Genomic DNA, 21,158 nt, shown 5'->3' with positions numbered 1-21,158 from the left:
GAGAGCCCGGCACCGCGCCGGCCTCATGCGATGCGGCCGTAGGACTCCAGGGTGCGCAGGGTCGCGTAGGTCAGGTGGCCGCCCCATTCGTGGGCCACCACCGGCGTCCACATCTCGAAGTTCGGGGCCCAGCCGCCGTGCTCGCCCTGCGCGGCGATCACGTGGTCGAGGTGGCGGTCGATCTCCTCGTCGCTGAACAGGCGCCGCGCCAGCGAGTCCGGGTGCGGGGCGAGGTCGAGCGGGGAGTGAGTGTGGCCCGGCTCGTCCGGGTCCAGCGCGGCCGAGGCCCGCAGCGAGGGCGAGAGCCGCTCGAACTCGGCTTCGGCGCGGTCGCGGTCGGGGACGCGTTCGAGGAACGCGAGTACGCACATGGCGTCGTAGGCCCCGACCTCCTCCAGCGCGGCGATGCCCTTCCAGCAGAACGCGGTCGCCGCCTCCAGCCATGCGTGCTTCACGCCGTGGGCTTGCATGAGGCCGCTGACGGGCGCCGTCGGGTTGAGCGCCGCCGGAGGCCGCTCGCCCTGCGGCTGCCACCAGGGGCCGCGCTCATCATCGAGGACGCTCGGCAGGACCCACGGCACGCCGCCGTCCTCCGTGGAGTGCGCTTCGAGCCACGCGCAGGCGCTCTGCGCCAGGGCCTCGTCGAACACGCCGGCGTCGTCGAGCGCCCAGAGCGCGACCTCGAGGCCCTGCGGCTGGCTGGAGGCGCCGCGCAGGTCCGGTTCGATCGCGTTCCCGAAGCCGCCGTCGGGGTTCTGGTAGGCGGTCACCGCGTGGAGGACCCGGCCGGCCGGCCCCTTGCGGAAGCGCCTGGCGAAGCGCACCCGGTCGATGACGCGGGCGTGCAGGTCGATGTACCGTTCGGCGGCGGCGAAGGACTCTGTGGAGAGCGTCGTCATCGTGGGACCTTTCGTGGTTCGGGTGCACCGGCCACGACCGTAGCGCCGCGGTACGACACTGCTCGGCAGGGCCTGGCGCGCCGACCTCGCGTCGTTCAGCCCATGGCCTGCTCGAAGGCCGCGTAGACCTCGTCGTTGAACAGGACGAACCGCACGTCGGCGATGTCGGTGGCGGTCTCCCGCACGGTGCTCACGGCGATGTCGGCGGCCGATGGCGCGGGCCAGCCGTATACCCCGGCCGAGACGGCGGGAAACGCGATCGAGGCGGCGCCGAGGTCGCCCGCGACCTTGAGGGACTCGCGGTAGCAGGAGGCCAGGAGCGCGCTGCGGTCCTCGGCGGGGGAGTAGACGGGGCCGACGGTGTGGACCACCCACCGGGCGTGAAGGCGCCCGGCGGTGGTCGCGACGGCCTGGCCGGTCGGCAGGCCGCGCCCGTACTTCGCGGCGCGCAGGTCCCGGCAGGCGTCGAGGATCGCCGGGCCGCCGGCGCGGTGGATGGCGCCGTCGACGCCGCCGCCTCCCAGGAGCGAGGAGTTCGCGGCGTTGACGATCGTGTCGACGCGCTGCCGCGTGATGTCCCCGCGGAGGATTGAGATGTCCATGCCCCGCATTCAAACACGTCCGGCGCCCCGGCGCAGGGTCAGTTTCTACGCGGGAGCGTGGCGATCGCGAGCGAGCCGTAGTTGCCGAAGGCCCGGTCGATCTCCATCTCGTCGAGGCCGTAGTGCTGGGCGGCGTAGTCGTGCTTGCGGGCGCGCGAGGGCCGGGCGAGGATCGCGTCGAGCCCGGCGGCGTCGCGGTTCGTCCACTTCGCGCCGATGAGGTCATACAGCTCGGGGACGGCGGTGTGCGGGGAGGCGGTGAGCCAGTCGTAGGGGATGTCGACGAGGTGCTGGGGGGTGATGCCGGGGCGGGCGGCGCGGCCGCGTTCGACCAGGCGCGTGAGCATGTCCAGGCACATTCGGCCGATCTCGTGGCGGTCGACGCGCTTGAGGTGCAGGCGGTGCGAGGTCTCCACGAGCGAGCAGATCGAGCCCATGACGGTGGCGGGCCCGCGGTGCATCCACACGATGGTCGCGTTCGGGAAGGTCTCCAGCAGTTCGGGCAGGCTCGCGAGGTGGATGGGGTTCTTCAGGACCCAGCGGCGCTTCTCGCGGCCGTGCTGGAGCACCTGGAGGACCTGCTTGAGGTAGACGTAGTCGCCGCGGGTGTCGCGGTCGTTCTCCCACTTCTCGTACTCGGGCATGAGGGCGCGGGCCTGGTGCTGGGGGCCGTGGAAGAACAGGAACGCGGTCTCGTCGGCCTTGACGGCCGACTGCGGGTGGATGTCGAGCATCTGCGGCGCGAGGAGGTTGATGACCTTCTGCCCGCTCTCGACGCCCGCGATGATCTTCTTGGTCTCCTTGGCGGGCAGAGGCAGGTCGGGGTGGAGGAGCTCCCAGAAGAGCGTCCCGCGGTGTCCCTCGGCGGCGGCGAGGAGGTTGTGGACGAGCGTGGTCGCGGTGCGCGGCAGGCCGACGACGACGACCGGGTCGGAGACGTCCTCGGCGGCGAGCTCGGGGTGCTCGGCGTGGAGGCGCTGGACGCGCAGCCAGTTCGTGAGGCGGTTCTGGAGGTCGGTGCGGACCGAGGCCCAGCCGATCGCGGAGAGGTTCTCGGCGCCCGCGAACTGCCCGACGAGGTAGGAGAAGTCGCGGACGACCTCGCTGTCGGGGTCGGGGCGCGGGGCGGCGGCGTCGCGGGCGGCGCGGTCGAGCATCTGGGCCACGACGGCCTCGGGGTGGCCGATGCCGCGGCGCCCGTGCATGAAGGGCGCGCCGCAGGCGTTGAGGAACGGCAGGAGCGTGGTCATGTGTCAGTCTCCGTTCGGGGGCGGTGAGGGGGCGAGGGCGGCGCGCAGGGACCGCACGCCGCCGCCCATCAGGAAGGGAGTGGCGATGAGGGCGGCGACCGCGAACACGACGATGACGCCGATGGAGATCGAGTCGACGGCGTCGGCCGTGTGCAGGGTGACGGCCAGCATACCGAGCCCGATCGCGGCGCCCAGGGCCAGCAGGGACGGTCCGATGTGGACGATGAAGGCGAATCCGATCGTGGCGCAGAGGAGTACGCGGTTCACTGGGGTTCCTCGGGGTCGGCGGGGTGGGCGGCGGTGCGGTCCGGGGGTCAGGCGGCCGGGCGCGGCGTGCGCCGCCGTGGGGTCGTTCGGGGGTTTTGCGCGAACATGCGAAGCACCCTAACAATGCGTGGCCCGCACGTGGCCGTTCCCGCGCGGTGAATTCGCTGATCACAGGACTTCTGTCGGATACCCGACAGTCGCTTGACAATCCACAGTGGCGTAATGACTCATGATGGACGGTCCGCGTCTCCAGTGGCCCGTGGTGCGACGCCCTCCGGCCGCCCCCGTCCCGTCATGCGGACCCGCCTTCGCTCGCCCGCAACGAGAAAGGGGCCCGCGAACCGCGGGCCCCTCTCGCTACTCCGTCTACCAGCGCTCGTGCACCTGCGGGCGGATCAACTCGTCGTAGACCCGGGCGACCTCGGCGTGGACGCCGGCGCCGAGCGGCGCCATGCCGGCGGCCGCCGCGTTCGACTCGGCCTGGCCCGCGTTCCGCGCCCCAGGGATCACCACGGACACCGCCGACTGGTCGAGGATCCAGCGGAGCGCGAACTGCGCCATCGTCATGCCCTCGGGCACGAGCGGACGCAGCCGCTCCACCGCCTCCAGACCGGTCGCGTAGTCCACGCCCGCGAACGTCTCGCCGACGTCGAAGGCCTCGCCGCGCCGGTTGAAGTTGCGGTGGTCGTCCTCGCCGAACCGCGTCTCGGCGGTGTACCTGCCCGAGAGCAGGCCCGAGGCGAGCGGCACGCGCGCGATGATGCCGACCCCGGCCTTCTCCGCCGCCGGGAGCACCGCTTCGAGCGGCTTCTGCCGGAACGGGTTGAGGATGATCTGCACCGTCGCCACGTTCGGCCGGGCGATCGCCGCCAGCGCCTCGTCGCAGGTCTCCACGCTCACCCCGTAGTGGCGCAGGCGGCCCTCGGCCACCATCGCGTCGAGCGCGTCGAAGACGGCGTCGTCGGCGTAGACCGCCGGGGGCGGGCAGTGCAGCTGCACCAGGTCGAGCGCGAGCACGCCCAGGTTCGCCCGCGAGTCGTCGTTCCACGCCAGGAAGTTCGCGGCGCTGTAGTTCTCGGGGAGCTGTTCGGCCCTGCGGCCCATCTTGGTCGCCGCGAACACCTCGGGGTGGCGGGCGCGGAAGGCGCCGACGAATCGCTCGGAGCGGCCGTCGCCGTAGACGTCGGCGGTGTCGAAGAACGTCACGCCCGCCGCGCGGGCCGCCTCCAGGGCCGCCTCCGCGTCGGCCTCGCTCACCTCGCCCCAGGCCGCCCCGATCTGCCAGGCGCCGAAGCCGACCACCCCGACCTCGATGCCCGTCCTGCCGAGTACGCGTTGTTCCATGAGGCGCCCTTCCCTGGGTTCCAGTCCTTGCCGGTCGTGATCGCGGCGAGCATATCCGCTCGGGCGACCGGCGGCGCCTCCTCGACCCTGCCGATCGTGCCCGGACCGGCGGGCCACCCCTTAGTCTAACCCATTTACAAAGGCGCGGGCGCGTCGTAGTATGCAGCCATGAAGTCCACCTCGCGCGACATCCGACTCCGCAACTGCTTCGCGGTGCTGCGGCACCTCATCGCGGACGCGCCCACGTCGCGGCAGATCCTCGCACGGGCCACCGACCTCAGCGTCGCCACCGTCTCGAACCTGGTGACCGACCTGATCGAACTCGGCGTCGTCGTCGAAGTGGGCCGCGAGGACTCCGGAGGCGGGCGCCCGCGGGCGCTCCTGGCGCCGAACACCGGCGGCGGGGTCATGATCGGCGTGGACGTCGCCGAGACCTACGTGCACCTCGAAGTCTACGACCTCGCATTGACCGTGGTCGATCGGGCCGAGGAGCGCATGGAGGTCAGCGAGAACAGCCCAGAGCAGGTGATCGGCCACATCGCCGCCGCCCTCGACCGGGTCCGCGAACGCCTGGGGGAGCGGGAGATCCTCGGCCTCGGCGTCAGCCTGCCCGGCCAGGTCGACGTCGCCTGGGGCGTCTCCGGCTTCGCCCCCAACTGGAACTGGCACGACGTGCCCTTCCGGCAGATGCTCGCCGACCGCCTGCGACTGGACGTCCCGATCTACCTCGACAACCCGCTCAAGACCATCACCGTCGGCGAACTGTGGTTCGGCGACGGCCGCGGGGTCGAGCGCTTCGCCGTGCTCATCCTCGGCACCGGCGTCGGCGCCGGCCTCGCCTTCTCCGGGCAGCTCTACCGCGGCGCCACCAACTCGGCGGGGGAGTGGGGCCACACCACCATCAACCCCGCGGGGCCCCAGTGCCGCTGCGGCGCCAAGGGCTGCATCGAGGCCTACGTGGGCGCTCCGGCGATCCTGTGGCAGTGGGCCCAGCTCGACGGCAGGGCCGCCGCCGGGTCGCAGACCGAGGCCATGGCCGCTCTCGCGGCCGCCTGGAAGGCCGGGGAGCCCTCCGCGGTGCGCACCGTCGAGACCGTCGCCGAGTACCTCGCCGCGGGCGTGGCGAACCTCGTCAACCTCGTCAACCCCGACCTCGTGGTCTTCGACGGCTGGGTCACCGGCGCCCTCGGCGACGCGCTCGTCCCCGAGGTCGAGCGCCGCCTGCCCGCCCACGCCATGGAGGCCCCGCTCAAGGCCGTGCGGCTCAAGCGGAACCAGCAGGAGCGGAACATGGTCTCGCTCGGCGCGGCGGCGCTGGCCCTGGAGGGCCACCTCAGCCGGTTGAACACGGTGGGCTCCCGCAGCCGCCGCTGACCTGAGGTTTCGCCGCCGCCGCCAGGTCGTCGCGCCCCGGTCCCCGGGGCGCCTCTCGCCGTGCCCTGCCCGTCGCACGCTGCCCGAACACCGTGAGCGCTCCCAATCGAACTTGTTTCGAGACCACTTACTCCAACCCATTGACAAAGTGCGCGGCGATGACGACACTGGGAGGCGAATCGACATGTGTCGAATCCCCGATGCGGCTCCGCCCTTGACTCGGCGCCACGCGGGAGCACGTCACACCTCTCAATGCAGCGAGGAGCTGAGCATGGTTGCCTTCCGCAACGACCACCCCTTCAAGCAAGCGCTCGCCGGTCCGGCGCTCAACCGCCGCCGGATGCTCGCGCTCGGCGGCCTCGCCGCGGGCGCCGGCGTCCTCGGGGCCTGCGGCTCCAACACCGGCCGCGGCTCCGGCGACGGCGTCCAGCTCTCCCAGTGGTACCACCAGTACGGCGAGCAGGGCACCCAGCAGGCCGCCGAGAAGTACGCCGCGGCCTACGAGGACGCCACCGTCACCATCAACTGGATCCCCGGCGACTACGACACCGCCCTCTCCTCGGGCCTGCTCGCCGAGAAGGAGGGCGACTACCCCGACGTCTTCGAAGGCCACCTCAACCGCGCGATGGTCGAGAGCGGCCAGGTCGTCCCCCTCGACGACATCCTCGCCGACGTCCTCGACGACTACACGCCCGACGACCTGGCGCGCAACACGATCGACGGCAAGGTCTACGGCGTCCGCATGATCGACGACCCGCAGTTCCTCTACTACCGCCCCTCCCTCCTCGACGGCGCGGGCGTCACCCCGCCGACCACCTTCGAGGAGCTCATGGCCGCCGCCGCGGACCTGACCACCGACGACGTCAAGGGCCTGTTCCTCGGCAACGACGACTCGGCCACCAAGCTCTTCCAGCCCATCGTCTTCTCCGCCGGGCAGACCCTCCTCACCGAGGACAATCAGATCGGCTTCGACAAGGACACCGTCATCGCCGGGGCCCTCCAGGTCAAGGCGCTCCACGACTCCTCCTCGCTCCTCATCGGAGCGCCCACCGAGGCCTGGGACCCGTCCTCGATCATCCAGGAGCTGTGCGCGATCCAGTGGTGCGGCCTGTGGGCCCTGCCGCAGATCATCGAGGCCCACGGCGACGACATCGCCGTGATCCCCTTCCCGGCCTTCGGCACCGGGACGCCCACGGTCTTCAACGGCGGCTGGGACACGTTCGTCAACGCCAAGTCCGCCAAGGTGGACGAGGCCAAGGCCTTCGTCAAGTGGCTGTGGGTCGACCACGAGGAGTTCATCCTCGACTGGAACCTCTCCTACGGCTTCCACATCCCCCCGCGCCTGTCCATGCGCGGCGAGGCCGACCAGCTCGCCGAGGGCCCCGCCGCCGAGGCCGTGCGCATCTCCGAGGAGTTCGGCTGGGCCGAGAACCCCAACTGGACGCCCACCATGGAGCTCGCCGTGGACGACATGATGACCAACATCGTCCTGGAGGGCAACGACCCGTCGGCGGAGTTCGACACCGCCGCGGCGACCATCCAGACCGAGCTCGACGCCATCTTCGGCTAGGCGGTCCACCGTGGCAGTCTCACCGGCAGCCGCCGCGGACACCGACAGGGCGGGCACCGGGGACCAGCGTCCCCGGTCCCGCCGCTCGGGCCGCCGGCGCACCGCCCTCGCCTTCTGGGCCTTCACCGGCCCCTTCCTCGCCGGGCTCGCGGTCTTCACCGTCGTCCCGGTGGCCTGGAGCGCCTACCTCTCGTTCTTCGACGCGACCAACACCGTCACGCCGCTGTCGGAGGACTTCGTCGGCTTCGGCAACTACACGCGGATGCTCCAGGACCAGGCCTTCCTCGACAGCCTCGTCACCTTCTCGGTCTTCGCCGCGTTCATCGTCCCCCTCACCTTCGCCTGCTCGCTGGGCCTGGCGCTCCTGCTCGACCGGGTGCGGTTCGCGCGCGCGTTCTTCCGCTCGGTGTTCTTCCTGCCCTTCGCCTGCTCCTACGTGGTCGCCTCGCTGGTGTGGAAAATGTCGATCTTCAACGGCGTGCGCTACGGCCTGGCGAACGCCGTCCTCGACCTGTTCGGCGTCGACGACGTCGCATGGCTGTTCAACCCCGACCCGCCCTGGTACTGGCTGGTCATCGTCAGTCTGCGCCTGTGGATCCAGTGCGGCTTCTACATGATCCTGTTCATCGCCGCGCTCCAGCAGATCCCCGCCCACCTCTACGAGGCCGCCTACGTCGACGGCGCCAAGCCCGGCCGCCAGACCTTCTGGCACATCACGCTGCCGCAGCTGAGGGCCACGTCCGTCGCCGTCGTCATGCTCATCCTCATCGCCGCCTACCAGGCCTTCGACGAGTTCGTGAACCTCATCGGCAACCAGGCCTACGCCCGGCCCCCGCTCGTCTACCTCTACTACACCGCGCTGGGCACCCAGCAGGACCTCGGCCGCGGCTCCGCCGGGGCCCTCATCCTGGCGCTCATCATCGCGATCGTGACCCTCCTGCAGGGCAGGCTCCTCGGGTTCGGCAACAAGGAAGGGCGGTGAGCGCCATGACGACCGCGAAGACCAGACCCGGGTACGAGCCCGGCCTCGGCTCCAAGGGCGCCCGCGCGGCGAACCTCGTCATCCTGTCGGTCCTGGCCGTCCTCTTCCTCGTCCCCTTCTACCTCATCGTCCGCAACGCCTTCGCGACCGACGCCGAGATCACCGCGCCCGGCTGGATGTGGTTCCCCTCCGCGCCGAGCTGGGAGAACCTCCCGAACCTCTTCGCCGACCCCGCGGTCCCCATGGCCCGGAGCCTGGTGAACTCGGCCGTCGTCGCCGTCGCCAGCACCGCGGGCACCCTCCTGCTGTGCACCACCGCCGGATACGGGCTCGCCCGCATCCCCTACCGCCACGCCGACAAGGTGTTCTACGCGGTGCTGGCGACCCTCATGATCCCCAGCGCCGTCACCTTCGTGCCCAGCTTCGTCATGGTCTCCAGCCTCGGATGGATCTCCGACTTCCGCGGCCTGATCATCCCGACGCTCTTCAACGGCTTCGTGGCGTTCCTGTGCCGCCAGTACTTCCTCGGCTTCCCCAGGGAACTGGAGGAGGCCGCCCGCGTCGACGGCCTCGGCTACTGGGGCTCCTTCTGGCGCATCGTGATCCCCAACTCCGGGAACTTCCTCGCCGCGATCGCCGTGATCACCTTCGTGGGCGCCTGGAACTCGTTCCTGTGGCCCCTGGTCATCGGCCGCTCGCCCGACTCCTGGACCGTCCAGGTCGCACTGTCGACGTTCCTCACCGCGCAGACCGTCAGCCTCTCGCAGCTGTTCCTGGCCGCACTCGTGGCGATCTTCCCGCTCGTGTTCGTCTTCCTGTTCCTCCAGCGGTTCCTCGTGCAAGGCGTCGCCCAGACCGGGCTGAAGGGCTGATCAGAAACGCGAGCCGTCCTCCAAACACGACGTTCGAGGATGCTAACGTGAGCGCCACATAGGCCAGCGAGCCCAAGGCGGCCGCGGGACACCTCCCGCGGCCGCCCGCTGCGCCCAGCCCCGTTCCCCTTTCACAAGGAGTCCACCCAAGCTCGCCGCCCAGATCAAGGGCGTCAACCCCAACAACCCGAAGAACGTCAGCGGCGCCAGCCTCGTCGTGTGGATCCTCTTCGGCTTCATCACCCTCTACATCGTGCCCATCATCAACTGGTTCAAGCTCTGCGCCTCGATCCGCGCCGAGCAACAGGCCGCGGGCCTGACCCCGACCTTCAGCACCGGCATCGCCACCCTCCTGTGCTTCGTCGCCGGCACCAACCTGTGCTACCTCCAGGCCCAGCAGAACCTCGTCGTCAACGCCGTCCAGGCCCGCCAGGGCGTCCCCGCGTAGCGACCGGTGGCGCCCCCGGCTGCAACGGCCGGGGGCGCCCGCCGTGTCACCCGCCGCAGTCCCCGGTCCCGGCCCCGCCCACCGGCTAGGGTTGCCGCTGTGGACCTGACCGAATACGTGCCCGTCGTGCCCGACTTCCCCGAACCGGGGGTCGGCTTCCGCGACATCACGCCCCTCCTGGCCGCCCCCGAGGCGTTCCGCGAATCCGTCGACCGCCTCCAGGAGGCCTGCTCGGCGCACCCCTACGACGCCATCGCCGCCTTCGACGCCCGCGGCTTCCTGTGGGCCGCGCCCCTCGCCGACCGCACCGGCACCCCACTCCTGCCGATCCGCAAGGCCGGCAAGCTCCCGCGCCCCGCCGCCGTCGAGACCTACCGCGGCGAGTACGCCGAAGTCCGCGTCGAACTCCACGCCGACGCCGTCCGCCCCGGCGACCGAGTCCTCCTCGTCGACGACGTCATCGCCACCGGCGAGTCCATGGCCGCCGGCGTCCGCCTCGTCGAAGGCCTCGGCGGCACCGTCGCCGCCTGCGCCGCCCTCCTGGAGATCGCCGCCCTCTCCGGCCGCGACCGCCTCGACGGCTACCCCGTCGTCTCCCTCCTCGGCAAGCTCTGAGACACGGCGAAGGCGCGGCGTGCGATCACGCCGCGCCTTCGCCGTGTCGACTACTTGAGCAGCTTCTCCAGGTTCGCCGGGTCGGCCAGCGCCGAACCCATGCCGATCACCGAGGCGCCCGCCGCCAGATAGGCGTCGACCTCGTCGGGACCGACCCCGCCGGTGGCGACGAACCGCACGTCCGGGAACGGCCCGGCCATCGCCTTGAACCAGTCCTTCCCCAGCGACGAGGCCGGGAAGACCTTCACCCACCGGCAGCCCAGGTCGAGCGCGAGCGCGACCTCGCTGGCGGTCGCCACGCCCGGCAGGTGCGGCAGACCGGCCTCGTGCGAGGCCTCCACGACGGCCGGGTTCAGGCCCGGCGCGATGGTGTACGCGGCGCCCGCGGCGGCGGCCCGCTCGACGTGCGCGACCGACACGACCGTGCCCGCGCCGACCTCGTGGCCGCGCTTCGCGGCCGCGGTGACGGCGGCGGCGAGGGACGCCTCCTGGCCCGGCCGCCCGATCGGCACCTCCACGAGGTCGATCGCGGCGTCCCACACCTGCTCGGAGAGCGCCACGGTCTCGTCGGCGGGCAGGCCCCGCCAGATCGCCATGACGCGCTGGCCGGCGAAGAGGCGGTCGAAGTAGGCGCCTTGGTCTAGGGTCACTGGTCCTCCAGGAGGGCTCGGACGGTTTCGGGCGGCGGCGGGGGCGCGAGGTCCCCGACGGTCTGGAGGGCCCCGGCGGCGAGCCGGTGGCCCAGGCGCAGGGCGGCGTGCACGGTGGCGCCCTGCAAGCGGCCGTAGAGGAATCCGGCCGCGAAGGCGTCGCCGGCGCCGACCGGTTCGACCACGTCGACCGGCGGGGCCGGGGCGAAGTTCGCGGTCTCGCCCTCGAAGGCGGTGACGCCGTTGCCGCCGTCCTTGACCAGGAGCATTCCCGTGTTCGGCAGGAGCTTGCGCACGTCCTCGGGGGTCTCGACGCCCCACAGGGTCTGCGCCTCGTCGAGGCCGACGAAGGCGATGTCGGCGGCGTCGGCCAGGCGCGCGAGCACCGGTCCGGCCTCGGCGACCGGCCACAGGGCGGGCCGGTAGTTGACGTCGAAGCTCACCTGCGCGGGCGCCAGGGCGCGGCCGACGACGAGTTCCTCCACGAGCGCCGCGCACGAGGCCGACAGCGCCGGGGTGATGCCCGAGAGGTGGAGGATGCGGGGCGCGGGGGCGTCGGCGAGGTGGCCGGGGCCCATGGTGGAGGCGGCGGAGCCGCGCCGGTAGTAGTGGACGGTGGTGCCCTGGGGGCCGGGGTCCTTGAAGTAGACGCCGGTGGGCGCGCCCGGTGCGATCGCGGCGCCGGAGACGTCCACGCCGGATTCGGCGAGGTGGTCGCGGATGCGGTGGCCGAAGGGGTCGTCGCCGAGTCGGCCGGTCCAGGCGGCGCGGGCGCCGAGGCGGGCCAGGGCGATCGCCACGTTGGACTCGGCTCCGGCGGTGCCGGCGTGGAAGTCCACGGCGGTGCGCAGGGGGCCGGCGGAGGCGGGGGCGAGGACGATCATCGACTCGCCCAGGCACAGCACGTCCATGGGGCTCCTGATCTACGGCTGCCGCGGTTCACCGGGCGCCGCGGGCGGGGGGTGGGACGGGCCCCAGCCTACCGGTTGGCAAGCGTATTCACAAAGCCGGTGCGCCGCTCGTCTCGCGTAGCATTGACCCTCAGGCTCCGACTCCTGGAGGCGTCCGTGACCGACTTCCGTCTCCTCAAGATCTTCGCCTGGACCATCGGCGTCCTCGTGGTGCTGTGGATGCTCACCGAGTGCCTCGGCGGCGTCGACCCGGCCGACCCCGGCGACCTCGGGCCCGAGCGCGACGACGAGCGGTACGCGGCCGACTGCGGGCGCGCCCGCGAGGCCCTGGAGGTCGCAGCGGGCGCCGACGCGGCCACGATCGACGCCGCCCTCGACCGCATCGACGCCCTCGGCGCCGAGATCGCCGACGGCGAGCTCAAGGCCCTGGTCGCCGGCTACGGCGAGCAGGCGCAGGCGATCGTCGCGGCCGAGCCGGAGTCGCTGGACGAGGCCATGTCGGACTTCCGCGACCCCGCCGCCTTCGACCTCGCGCTGCGCTGCCCCGCGACCTGACCCCCGCTGTGCGCCGATGTCGGTTCGGGGATTGACACTGTGCGAAGATTACCGATAAAGTCGACACGTTCGAACATCCTTCCGTGTGGACGGATGTCGAGTCGACCTCGATGCGGAGCCGCGCGGCGCCGCGGCCGCCCCGCGGCCCGGACCGCGCCGCCCTCCGGCGGACGCCGGACGGGACGCCTCCGCCTGGACTTTGCTCTGGGGTTGACGGGGCGGGCCCGCCCGGGGCCGCCCGGCCGCGTGGCGCGGCCGGGGGACGGCACCGGTCGAGCCCGCCCCGTTTCCGTGACGAAGCCCTCGCGCCCCCACCGCCCCCGGTGCCTTTTCAGCCGCTTCGCAACGGTTCGCCGCCGCCCGCGCGTTTGGGTTCGGGCCCGCGCTTGTGGCAAAATGGCACGTCTGCCGTTGACCAGTAGGAGCCTCGTTGCCACCCAGCGAACTGCACGCCACCTTCCTGCCCGACCACGCCTCGCCGGCGGACGGGCGGCTGCTGTTCTACGGCGGCGCGAATCCGCGCGCGGCGGTCGCCGAGCTGGGCCTGCCCCCGGGCGACCCGGTGGAGGCCGAGCTCTACGTCGACCGCGACCTGCGCTACGTCGAGGGCGTCTCGATGCCGGTGCGGCCGGTCCTGCCCGCGCTCACCCGCATCGCCTCGCGGCCGGACGTCACCGAGTCGGTGGTGGTCTGGGCGCGCATCGCGAACGCCGTGGACGACGACAAGTTCGACGACCTCGACCGCATCGCCGCCGAGCTGCCCGCCGAGGGCCACTCGGTGCCGCACTCCGAGGGCCACGTGTGGACCGCGAAGGCGCTCGTCGGCGCCTTCGTGGAGTCCTTCACCGAGCTGCTGCGCTCGGACTCGGGGCTCAACCTGCGGCTCATCACCGCCCAGCACTCCGACCCCGGCGAGGTCCGCGTCAACGCCGACCTGCGCAAGTACCAGGCCCACGGCATCGCCTGGCTCGAAGCGGCCGCCGAGGGCGGCGCGGGCGTCATCCTCGCCGACGACATGGGTCTGGGCAAGACCCTCCAGTCGATCGGCCTGCTGGTGCGCCGCGCGGGCAACGGCCCGCACCTGGTGGTCTGCCCGACCTCGCTGGTCGGCAACTGGCAGCGCGAGATCGCCCGCTTCGCGCCGCAGCTGACGGTGCACCTGCACCACGGGCCCTCCCGGAGCCGGGTCGCGGACCCGCTGACCGAGACGGACGTGGTCGTCACCTCCTACTCGATCGCGCTGCGCGACCTCAAGCTCCTGCGCTCGATCGCCTTCGACACCATCGTCATCGACGAGGCGCAGGCGATCAAGAACCACCGCTCGCGCACCGCCGGGGCCGTCCGCGACCTCACCGGCCGCGTCCGCGTCGCCCTCACCGGCACGCCCGTGGAGAACCACCTCGCCGAGCTGTGGTCGATCTCCGAGTTCGTCAACCCCGGGCTCCTGGGCGGCCAGGCCGACTTCAAGCGCCGCTTCGCCGACCCGATCGAGATCGGGCGCGACCCGGTCTCGGCCGCGGTCCTGCGCGCCCGCATCGACCCGGTCGTGCTGCGCCGCATGAAAGAGGACGTCGCCGCCGACCTGCCCCCGAAGATCGAGGCGGTCGTGGCCTGCACCATGACCGACGAGCAGGCCGGCCTCTACAAGGAGGCGATCCGCGAGGCCTTCGACGAGGGCCTGGGCGACGGCATCACCCGCCGCGGCCGCGTCCTCAAGCTCCTGACGCGCCTCAAGCAGATCTGCAACCACCCCGCCCAGTACGTCGGCGAGGGCGGCGGGGGACTGGCCGAGCGCTCCGGCAAGCTCGACCGCGTCACCGAGATGCTCACCGAGGTCGTCGACGAGGGCGCCAAGGCCCTCATCTTCACCCAGTACCGGCAGATGGGCGAGCTGCTCTCGCGCCACCTCCACGACGAGCTCGGCGTGGCCGCGCCGTTCCTGCACGGCGGCCTCGACCAGCCCGCCCGCGACCGGCTCGTGGACGAGTTCCAGACCGTCGAGGGCCCCGCGATCCTGCTGGTCTCCCTGCGCGCGGGCGGCACCGGCCTCAACCTCACCGGCGCCTCCCACGTCGTCCACTACGACCGCTGGTGGAACCCGGCCGTGGAGGACCAGGCGACCGACCGGGCCCACCGCATCGGCCAGACGCGCACCGTGCACGTCCACAAGCTCGTCACCGCCGGCAGCCTCGAAGAGCGCGTCGACGAACTGCTGGCCCGCAAGCGCGCCATCGCCGACGCCGTCGTGGGCTCGGGCGAGGACTGGCTGGGCGAACTCGACGACTCCCAGCTGCGCAAGCTCATCGAACTCGACGACGACGGAGGCCACCTGTGAGCGACCCCTACGGCCGGACCTGGTGGGGCCGCAAATGGTGGCGGGCCCTGGAGACCATCGGCCTGAACTACCCCGACCAGCGCATCGTCCGGGGCCGCACCCTCGCCGGGCACGGCGCCGTCACCGGCCTCCAGATCGACCCGGGCGCCGTCACCGGCCGCGTCGCCGACAACGGCAAGACCTACGAGGCCGAGATCCACATCCCCGTCTACAACGCCTCGGCGTGGGCCGCGGGCATGACGGCCCTGTCGCTGTCGCCCTCCTGCGTCGCCGGGCTCCTCGCCGGGCGCCTGCCCAAACGCATCGACGACATCCTCGCCGACACCGGGATGCGCCTGCTGCCCAAGAAGTTCGTCACCGAGGACCACAACCGCATCACCACCGCCTGCCCGTGCGCCGACAACCGCGAGGTCTGCGCCCACATCATGGCGCTCGCGCTCGTCAGCGCCGCCAAGATGGACGACGACCCGTGGCTCGTCCTGCTTCTTCGCGGCGGCCCCACCCGCGACCTCGCCGGTCGCCTCAGGGCCGCACGCCTCGCGAGTATGGAAGCGGCCCAACCGGTCTAGGCCTTCACGAACCCTTGACGGCCGGCGCCGCGCCCATCGCCGCATGGTAGGGGCGGGCGCCGGACCCGGCCACCTCCCGCAGCAGCCGCGCCGATCCCGCGTCCAGCAGCCCGAGCAGGCCCTCGGCGTAGGCCGCCGCCCGCTCGGGCTCGAAGGCACCCAGCCACCGGTCGAGCGCGGCCACGAACGGCTCCTCCATCCCCGCGGCCGGACCGCGCCGCACCGCCGCCGCGGCCACCGCCGTCGGCGCGCTCCACGGACCCGCGCACGTCGCCAGGTCGGGGAACCCGGCCGGGCCCACCGCCGTCACCGCCATGAAGCTGTCCGGGCCCACGTCCACGCCCGCCCGGTACCGGTCGGCCAGCGCGTCCGAACCGCACACCAGCAGCGCGCACACCGGCAGCCGGTGCTCCTCGAACGCGAAGCCCATGATCGCCGGCAGGCTGTAGCGGATCTGCTCGTTCCACGCCGACAGCACCTTGCACACCGCGATCCGCGCCGTCCCGTCGGCGAACTCCAACCGCACCTGCGCGTCGGCGTCGTGGGGGTCGGGCCAGCGCGGCCAGCCCGGCCGCAGCAGCGTCACCGCCCCCGCCACCGGCGCGGAGCGCGCCCCGGCGAGGCCCAGCATCCAGCCGGCGGTGTGCGGTTCGTCCGCGATGAGCGGCGCTAGGACGTCATAGAAGGCCGGCGGCATGGGCTCCTCCTCGGGATCGGCGTTCACTCGGTCAACGAGGCGCCGCCCGGTCGGACACGGCCATGTCTGAAAGCCGACACAGCCGAAAGCCGACACAGCCGAAAGCCGACACACCTCAGCACAGCGAGACCGCCAGGCCCCCGTCGGTCGCCCGCACCCGCACCGCCGCCATGTCCGGCACCCGCGGCAGCCCCTCGGCCGCCGGACCCCGGTACCCGCCGACCACGACCGGCGCGGCGCCCGCCGCCCTCGCCGACTCCAGGCCCGCCGGGGCGTCCTCGAACACCACCGCCTCGGACGCCTCGAAGCCCAGCGCCCGCGCCGCCTGGAGGTACGGCTGCGGATCGGGCTTGCCCCGCACCACGTCGTCGGCCGCCACCAGCACCTTCGGCAGCGGAATCCCCACCGCCTCCAGCCGCCGCAGCGTCAGCGCCCGCGTCGCCGAGGTCACCACCGCCCACCGCGCCGGGTCCAGCGAGCCCAGCAGCGCCGCCGAACCGGGGACCTCGCTGATCCCGTCCGTGCGGTCGATCTCCTCGGACTCGATCCGGTCGGTCTCGGCCACCGGGTCCACGCCCGCGGGAGCGAACTGCGTCACCACCTCGATCGTCGGGCGCCCGTGCGCCACCGCCAGGATCGCCGACGCGTCCAGCCCGTGCCGCCCCGCGAACCGCCCCCACGCCCGCTCCACCGACGCGGTCGAATCCACCAGCGTCCCGTCCATGTCGAACAGCAGCACCGAAGCCGCCAACTCACCGTTCATGCGCAACCTCCTCGAACCGACCGGCAACGATACCGGCGCAACATGTCCGACGCGCTACGTTTCCCCCTCGCCTTTGCGAACGCACCCGGATATCGGGTTGCCCCAAGCCGAACCGGCCCCTACGGTCGACGCATGGCCCGACTCAGCGACCCGACCGAGCGACTCACCGACTCCTTCGCCGAAGCCGTGGGCGAGTTCGTCGCCGAAGGCCGCGGCGGACCCGACGACCGGTCCCTGCTCGGCGAGATGATCCGCGACAACCCTGGCGACCCCCGCGACTGGATCGCCTCGTACCTCGCACTCGAACGGCGCTGGCGGACGGTCGCCCCCGAGGACTTCGTCACCATGACCATGCTGTGGTGGACCGAGGGCGACACCTACCTGGGGCGCATCTCGATCCGCCACCACCTCAACGAGCACCTGCGCGAGATCGGCGGCCACATCGGCTACGACATCCGCCCCAGCGCCCGCCGGCAGGGCCACGCGACCGCGATGCTCGCCGCCGCCCTGCCCCGCGCCGCCGAACTCGGCATCGAGAAGGCCCTCATCACCTGCGACGCCGACAACACCGGCTCGCGGAAGGTCATCGAACGCAACGGCGGTGTCTTCGAGGACCGGCGGGGCGCCAAACTGCGCTACTGGGTGCCCACGGCGCCGTAAGGGGGTTCCGTCGGCCCCCGACCGACCGCCGCGGTGACCGCGCATGAGCACCGACCGGGCCATCACAACGGCACCCGACCCGCTCAGCGCGCGTCGGGGGAGACCAGGCCCGTGTTGTACGCGAAGATGACCGCCTGCACGCGGTCGCGGGCGCCGACCTTCGCGAGGATGCGCCCCACGTGCGTCTTCACCGTCGACTCGGCCAGGTGGAACCGCTCGGCGATCTCGGCGTTGTTCCAGCCCCGGCCGATCGCCGTCAGCACCTCCCGCTCGCGCTCGGTGAGCACGCCGAGCTGCTCGGCCGCGGCGGCCCCGTCGGCCTCGCCCTCGACCGGGAACTGGTCGGCGAACCGGTCGAGCAGGCGTCGCGTCAGCTTCGGCGCCACCACCGCGTCCCCCGCGGCCACCACCCGGATGCCCGACAGCAGCTCCTCGGGCCGGGCGTCCTTGACCAGGAACCCGCTCGCGCCCGCGCGCAGCGCCGCGTACGCGTACTCGTCCAGGTCGAACGTCGTCAGCACCAGCACCCGGCTGCGCCCGCCCGCCGCGATGATCCGGCGCGTCGCCTCGATCCCGTCCACGCCCGGCATGCGCACGTCCATGAGCACCACGTCCGGGCCCAGTTCGGTCGCGCGGCGCACCGCGTCCGCCCCGTTGTCGGCCTCCCCGAGCACCACCAGGTCCGGCTGGCTCTCCACGAGCATCCGAAACCCCATGCGCTGCAAGGGGTGATCGTCCACGATGAGCAACGTGGTCACGGGTGTTCCTTTCCGTCGCGGGGCATCCACAGCGCCACACGCCAACCGCCGAACGCCTCGGGCCCGGCCACCATTGTGCCGCCGAACGCCGCGGCCCGCTCGCTCAGCCCCGCCAGACCGCGCGGCGTCCCCGCGTCGTCCACCCGGGCCCCCGTGTTCACCACCGTCACCGCCAGACCCGAGTCCCGGTACTCCAGCGACACCTCCGCGCGCTTGGGGCCCTTCGCGTGCTTGAACACGTTCGTCAGCGACTCCTGCACCGTCCGGTACACCGCCAACTGCTGGTTCTCCGACAGCTCCCAGTGCTCCCCGGAGATCCGCACCGTCACCGGCAGACCCGCCTCACGGACCCGCTCGATGAGCGTCTCCAGATCGGACAGACCCGGCTGCGGCGCCAGCTCGACCTCCTCGCCGTCCTCGGCCTTGAGCACCGACAGCACCCGCCGCAGCTCGCCCAGTGCCTCCCGGCTCGTGCGACCGATCGCCTCCAGGGCCTCCTTCGCCCGCTCCGGCGCCGCGGCCGCCGCATACGCCCCGCCGTCGGCGAGCGCGTTGATCACCGCCAGGTTGTGGCCGATGATGTCGTGCATCTCCCGCGCGATCCGGTTGCGCTCCTCCGCGACCGCCTGCTGCGCCGCCTGGTCGCGCTCGCTCGACTGGAACTCCCGCCGCGTGCGCACCAGCATCGCGATGGCGACGACGAACCCGAAGTAGAACGCCGTCGGCGTGAAGAACCCGAAGAAGCTCCCCACCGTCAGGTCGTAGTTGACCAGCCAGTCCAGCAGCGAGGGCACCACTGATATCAGCGTCGCCCACCACAGCAGCCGCAGCGGGCGCCGCAGCACCAGGTTGTACAGCACCACCGTGAACGCGATCGCGCCCGCGCCGTTCAGCAGGCCCTCGCCGTTCCCCGTCAGGTTCAACGGGATCACCACCGCCAGTGGCACCAACTGGCTCAGCATCACCGCGAACGGGTACCGCCGCCGCCACACCGTCGGCGCCATGTACGCCACGGCCAGGACCACCTGGAGCGCCGGATAGCGCATCGACAGGTCGCCCGCGGCCATCGCCAGCACGCCGCCGCACAGCACGAACACGTACAGGAAGGAGGGGAACAGATCCCAAAGCAGCGGATGCCGGGAGTCGAACTCCGACATCCGCCGCCACAGCCCCCGCTTGCGGGGAGCGGTCACCGCTTCGGTCACCGCGACAGTCTCACACGTCGCGACGCTTGAGCAGCACCGCGGCCAGACCGTACGTCACGACCAGCCAGACGCCCATCCACAGCCACGACTCGCCCAGGCCGACCTCGGCACCCGTCGGGTCCACCAGCATGATCGTGTTCATCACGTTCCCCGGCGCGTAAGGCGTCACATCGGACACCCAGTTCCACGGCAGCAGCGTCGCCAGCTGCGGCAGGATCATGATCACGCCGATGTAGAACCCGATCGACCCCGCCGAGTTGCGCAGGATCGAACCGATCCCCAACGCCAGCAGCGCCAGGTACACGATCATCGCCGCGTAACCGAACAGTGCGCGCAGCACACCGTCGTCCGACAGCGACACCCCGCCCAGGCCGTTGTCCCCGAACAGCGCCTGCGTGATGAAGAACGTCAGGAACACCATCACGGTGAACAGCACCGCCACCACCGCGGCGTACACCGCGGCCTTCGACCACAGCACCGACAGCCGCTTCGGCGCCGCCGTCATCGTCGACCGGATCGAACCCGTCGAATACTCCCCGGTCACCGTGAGGATGGCCAGCACCGCAACGAACACCGAAGCGAGCCCCACCCCCGACATCGACACGCCGAGCGCCGTCTCCGCCCCGCCGGTCGCCTGCTCGGACGGGATGCTCGCCGCGATCAGGGCGCCGAGCCCCGCGCTGAACACCACCGCGCACAGCAGCACGATCCACGTGGACCGCAGCGACCACAGCTTCGTCCACTCCGAACGCAGCAGACCCGCCGCGCTCAACCGGTACTTCTCGGACGGCGCGAACACCGCGGGCCCGTCCGTCATCACAGCGGCGGTCATCGACTCGCCCCTTCCGTGGTCTGGCGGTACTCCACCGCGTCGGCCGTCAACTGCATGAACGCGTCCTCCAGGGAACCGCGCTCGGTGCGCAGCTCGTGCAGGACCAGCCCGTGCGCCGCGGCGGTCTGACCCACCACGGCGGCCTCGGTCCCCGACACCTCCAGGACGCCCTTCTCCGGGCTCGCGATCGAGACCCCCGGGCCGGCCAGGTGCTCGGCCAGCCGCGCCGCGTCGGGCGAGACCACCCGCACGCGCGCCTTCCCGTCGCCGGCGATGAAGTCGTCCACCGTCGTGTCGGCCAGGAGCCGGCCCTGCCCGATCACCACCAGGTGCTCGGCCGTCTGCGCCAGCTCGCTCATCAGGTGCGAGGAGAGGAAGACCGTGCGGCCCTCCGCGGCCAGGCCCTTGAGCAGCAGCCGGATCCACTTCACACCGTCGGGGTCGAGGCCGTTCACCGGCTCGTCCAGGATGAGCACCGCCGGGTCGCCCAGCAGCGCCACCGCGATGCCCAGGCGCTGGCCCATGCCGAGCGAGAACCCGCCGACGCGCTTGCCGGCCACCTCGTGGAGACCGACGACGTCGATGACCTCCTGCACGCGGCGCTTGGGGATGCCGTGGGTGCGGGCGAGGGCGAGCAGGTGCTTGTAGGCGCTGCGCCCGGCGTGCACCGACTTCGCCTCCAGGAGCGCCCCCACCTCGGTGAGCGGGGAGCGGAACTCCGAGTAGTGCCTGCCGTTCACGCGGGCGAGGCCTGCGGTCGGGGCGTCCAGGCCCACGATGGCGCGCATCGTGGTGGACTTCCCGGCGCCGTTCGGCCCGAGGAACCCGGTGACGACGCCCGGCTTGACGGTGAACGTCAAGTCGTCCACGGCGGTCTTCTTGCCGTACCGCTTCGTCAGATGTTCGATTTCGATCATGAGGACGACGCTACGGCCCGCCGAGCACCCGTTCATCGGTTTCCAGAGCGAACTTCCGGGGGCCGAGTGGTACCTGAGTACTA

23 protein-coding genes are annotated in these 21,158 nt (G+C 72.0%); 10 read left to right on the top strand and 13 right to left on the bottom strand.

The window, feature by feature from the left end; genetic code table 11:
- Positions 1 to 23 precede the first annotated feature (23 nt).
- From E9998_RS19585 to E9998_RS19565, 5 genes are all read right to left on the bottom strand, one after another.
- Positions 24 to 899 carry a hypothetical protein gene (locus E9998_RS19585; protein ID WP_136531386.1) on the bottom strand — a complete coding sequence of 292 codons (876 nt, stop codon included), beginning with the start codon at positions 897 to 899 and terminating at the stop codon, positions 24 to 26.
- 95 nt (positions 900 to 994) lie between these two features.
- Positions 995 to 1,501, bottom strand: a complete 507-nt coding sequence (locus E9998_RS19580) for an O-acetyl-ADP-ribose deacetylase (RefSeq protein ID WP_136531385.1) — start codon at positions 1,499 to 1,501, stop codon at positions 995 to 997.
- A 38-nt stretch (positions 1,502 to 1,539) separates the two neighbouring features.
- On the bottom strand, positions 1,540 to 2,751 hold the full coding sequence (locus E9998_RS19575) for a sulfotransferase family protein (protein WP_136531384.1): 1,212 nt from the start codon (positions 2,749 to 2,751) through the stop codon (positions 1,540 to 1,542).
- A gap of 3 nt (positions 2,752 to 2,754) precedes the next feature.
- Positions 2,755 to 3,018 carry a hypothetical protein gene (locus E9998_RS19570; protein ID WP_136531383.1) on the bottom strand — a complete coding sequence of 88 codons (264 nt, stop codon included), beginning with the start codon at positions 3,016 to 3,018 and terminating at the stop codon, positions 2,755 to 2,757.
- A 366-nt stretch (positions 3,019 to 3,384) separates the two neighbouring features.
- Positions 3,385 to 4,362 (bottom strand): aldo/keto reductase, encoded by a 978-nt coding sequence (locus E9998_RS19565; RefSeq protein WP_136531382.1) that lies wholly within the window; start codon positions 4,360 to 4,362, stop codon positions 3,385 to 3,387.
- A gap of 168 nt (positions 4,363 to 4,530) precedes the next feature.
- Between E9998_RS19565 and E9998_RS19560 the strand changes: the two genes are divergently transcribed.
- From E9998_RS19560 to E9998_RS19535, 6 genes are all read left to right on the top strand, one after another.
- Positions 4,531 to 5,736: an ROK family transcriptional regulator gene (locus tag E9998_RS19560; RefSeq protein ID WP_136531381.1), complete on the top strand. Its 1,206-nt coding sequence runs from the start codon at positions 4,531 to 4,533 to the stop codon at positions 5,734 to 5,736.
- A gap of 271 nt (positions 5,737 to 6,007) precedes the next feature.
- Positions 6,008 to 7,306, top strand: a complete 1,299-nt coding sequence (locus E9998_RS19555) for an ABC transporter substrate-binding protein (RefSeq protein WP_136531380.1) — start codon at positions 6,008 to 6,010, stop codon at positions 7,304 to 7,306.
- Positions 7,307 to 7,316: 10 nt separating this feature from the next.
- Complete coding sequence (locus E9998_RS19550; protein WP_136531379.1) at positions 7,317 to 8,288, top strand: carbohydrate ABC transporter permease; 972 nt, start codon at positions 7,317 to 7,319, stop codon at positions 8,286 to 8,288.
- A gap of 5 nt (positions 8,289 to 8,293) precedes the next feature.
- Positions 8,294 to 9,160 carry a carbohydrate ABC transporter permease gene (locus tag E9998_RS19545; RefSeq protein ID WP_136531506.1) on the top strand — a complete coding sequence of 289 codons (867 nt, stop codon included), beginning with the start codon at positions 8,294 to 8,296 and terminating at the stop codon, positions 9,158 to 9,160.
- Between the two features lie 217 nt (positions 9,161 to 9,377).
- Positions 9,378 to 9,608, top strand: coding sequence for a hypothetical protein (locus tag E9998_RS19540; protein ID WP_136531378.1), 231 nt, complete (start codon positions 9,378 to 9,380; stop codon positions 9,606 to 9,608).
- Between the two features lie 99 nt (positions 9,609 to 9,707).
- Complete coding sequence (locus tag E9998_RS19535) at positions 9,708 to 10,223, top strand: adenine phosphoribosyltransferase (protein WP_136531377.1); 516 nt, start codon at positions 9,708 to 9,710, stop codon at positions 10,221 to 10,223.
- A gap of 50 nt (positions 10,224 to 10,273) precedes the next feature.
- Here the strand turns inward: E9998_RS19535 and E9998_RS19530 are convergent, their stop codons facing one another.
- Positions 10,274 to 10,873 (bottom strand): bifunctional 4-hydroxy-2-oxoglutarate aldolase/2-dehydro-3-deoxy-phosphogluconate aldolase, encoded by a 600-nt coding sequence (locus E9998_RS19530; protein WP_240037689.1) that lies wholly within the window; start codon positions 10,871 to 10,873, stop codon positions 10,274 to 10,276.
- Positions 10,870 to 11,784, bottom strand: a complete 915-nt coding sequence (locus tag E9998_RS19525) for a sugar kinase (RefSeq protein ID WP_136531376.1) — start codon at positions 11,782 to 11,784, stop codon at positions 10,870 to 10,872. Before E9998_RS19525 ends, E9998_RS19530 begins: the two co-directional genes overlap by 4 nt.
- 156 nt (positions 11,785 to 11,940) lie before the next feature.
- On the opposite strand from E9998_RS19525, the gene E9998_RS19520 reads away from it, so the two are divergent.
- From E9998_RS19520 to E9998_RS19510, 3 genes are all read left to right on the top strand, one after another.
- Complete coding sequence (locus tag E9998_RS19520; protein ID WP_136531375.1) at positions 11,941 to 12,339, top strand: hypothetical protein; 399 nt, start codon at positions 11,941 to 11,943, stop codon at positions 12,337 to 12,339.
- A gap of 430 nt (positions 12,340 to 12,769) precedes the next feature.
- Positions 12,770 to 14,674, top strand: a complete 1,905-nt coding sequence (locus E9998_RS19515; protein ID WP_204745552.1) for a DEAD/DEAH box helicase — start codon at positions 12,770 to 12,772, stop codon at positions 14,672 to 14,674.
- Positions 14,671 to 15,243 carry an SWIM zinc finger family protein gene (locus tag E9998_RS19510; protein WP_136531374.1) on the top strand — a complete coding sequence of 191 codons (573 nt, stop codon included), beginning with the start codon at positions 14,671 to 14,673 and terminating at the stop codon, positions 15,241 to 15,243. Before E9998_RS19515 ends, E9998_RS19510 begins: the two co-directional genes overlap by 4 nt.
- Positions 15,244 to 15,247: 4 nt before the next feature.
- On the opposite strand, the gene E9998_RS19505 is transcribed toward E9998_RS19510, so the two are convergent.
- Positions 15,248 to 15,967 carry a hypothetical protein gene (locus E9998_RS19505; protein ID WP_136531373.1) on the bottom strand — a complete coding sequence of 240 codons (720 nt, stop codon included), beginning with the start codon at positions 15,965 to 15,967 and terminating at the stop codon, positions 15,248 to 15,250.
- 88 nt (positions 15,968 to 16,055) lie between these two features.
- Entirely contained in the window at positions 16,056 to 16,703 is a 648-nt protein-coding gene (locus E9998_RS19500) for an HAD-IA family hydrolase (protein ID WP_136531372.1), read from the bottom strand.
- Between the two features lie 132 nt (positions 16,704 to 16,835).
- Here E9998_RS19500 and E9998_RS19495 point away from each other — a divergent pair, with 132 nt between their 5' ends.
- On the top strand, positions 16,836 to 17,363 hold the full coding sequence (locus tag E9998_RS19495; protein ID WP_136531371.1) for a GNAT family N-acetyltransferase: 528 nt from the start codon (positions 16,836 to 16,838) through the stop codon (positions 17,361 to 17,363).
- An 83-nt stretch (positions 17,364 to 17,446) separates the two neighbouring features.
- On the opposite strand, the gene E9998_RS19490 is transcribed toward E9998_RS19495, so the two are convergent.
- Genes E9998_RS19490 through E9998_RS19475 form a run of 4 tightly spaced genes read right to left on the bottom strand, consistent with a single transcriptional unit; the run spans position 17,447 to position 21,075 of the window.
- Positions 17,447 to 18,121 carry a response regulator gene (locus E9998_RS19490; RefSeq protein ID WP_136531370.1) on the bottom strand — a complete coding sequence of 225 codons (675 nt, stop codon included), beginning with the start codon at positions 18,119 to 18,121 and terminating at the stop codon, positions 17,447 to 17,449.
- Positions 18,118 to 19,326: a sensor histidine kinase gene (locus tag E9998_RS26850; protein ID WP_136531369.1), complete on the bottom strand. Its 1,209-nt coding sequence runs from the start codon at positions 19,324 to 19,326 to the stop codon at positions 18,118 to 18,120. Before E9998_RS26850 ends, E9998_RS19490 begins: the two co-directional genes overlap by 4 nt.
- Positions 19,327 to 19,336: 10 nt before the next feature.
- Positions 19,337 to 20,158, bottom strand: a complete 822-nt coding sequence (locus E9998_RS19480) for an ABC transporter permease (protein ID WP_136531368.1) — start codon at positions 20,156 to 20,158, stop codon at positions 19,337 to 19,339.
- A complete protein-coding gene (locus tag E9998_RS19475; RefSeq protein WP_136531367.1) occupies positions 20,155 to 21,075 on the bottom strand; it encodes an ABC transporter ATP-binding protein in 921 nt (306 codons plus the stop codon). The genes E9998_RS19480 and E9998_RS19475 overlap by 4 nt, the downstream gene beginning before the upstream one ends.
- Positions 21,076 to 21,158 lie beyond the last annotated feature (83 nt).

The sequence above is a fragment of the Glycomyces paridis genome, from assembly GCF_004912155.1.
Taxonomy (GTDB): Bacteria; Actinomycetota; Actinomycetes; order Mycobacteriales; family Micromonosporaceae; genus Glycomyces; species Glycomyces paridis.
The sequence above is the reverse complement of the archived record's forward strand: the minus strand, read 5'-3'. Positions and strand labels throughout refer to the sequence as shown.

Bases quoted from the DNA above. Each gene is read 5' to 3' on its own strand.
- E9998_RS19585 (WP_136531386.1), bottom strand. From the start codon at position 899: ATGACGACGCTCTCCACAGAGTCCTTCGCCGCCGCCGAACGGTACATC.
- E9998_RS19580 (WP_136531385.1), bottom strand. From the start codon at position 1,501: ATGGACATCTCAATCCTCCGCGGGGACATCACGCGGCAGCGCGTCGAC.
- E9998_RS19575 (WP_136531384.1), bottom strand. From the start codon at position 2,751: ATGACCACGCTCCTGCCGTTCCTCAACGCCTGCGGCGCGCCCTTCATG.
- E9998_RS19565 (WP_136531382.1), bottom strand. From the start codon at position 4,362: ATGGAACAACGCGTACTCGGCAGGACGGGCATCGAGGTCGGGGTGGTC.
- E9998_RS19560 (WP_136531381.1), top strand. From the start codon at position 4,531: ATGAAGTCCACCTCGCGCGACATCCGACTCCGCAACTGCTTCGCGGTG.
- E9998_RS19555 (WP_136531380.1), top strand. From the start codon at position 6,008: ATGGTTGCCTTCCGCAACGACCACCCCTTCAAGCAAGCGCTCGCCGGT.
- E9998_RS19545 (WP_136531506.1), top strand. From the start codon at position 8,294: ATGACGACCGCGAAGACCAGACCCGGGTACGAGCCCGGCCTCGGCTCC.
- E9998_RS19525 (WP_136531376.1), bottom strand. From the start codon at position 11,784: ATGGACGTGCTGTGCCTGGGCGAGTCGATGATCGTCCTCGCCCCCGCC.
- E9998_RS19500 (WP_136531372.1), bottom strand. From the start codon at position 16,703: ATGAACGGTGAGTTGGCGGCTTCGGTGCTGCTGTTCGACATGGACGGG.
- E9998_RS19495 (WP_136531371.1), top strand. From the start codon at position 16,836: ATGGCCCGACTCAGCGACCCGACCGAGCGACTCACCGACTCCTTCGCC.
- E9998_RS19480 (WP_136531368.1), bottom strand. From the start codon at position 20,158: ATGACCGCCGCTGTGATGACGGACGGGCCCGCGGTGTTCGCGCCGTCC.
- E9998_RS19475 (WP_136531367.1), bottom strand. From the start codon at position 21,075: ATGATCGAAATCGAACATCTGACGAAGCGGTACGGCAAGAAGACCGCC.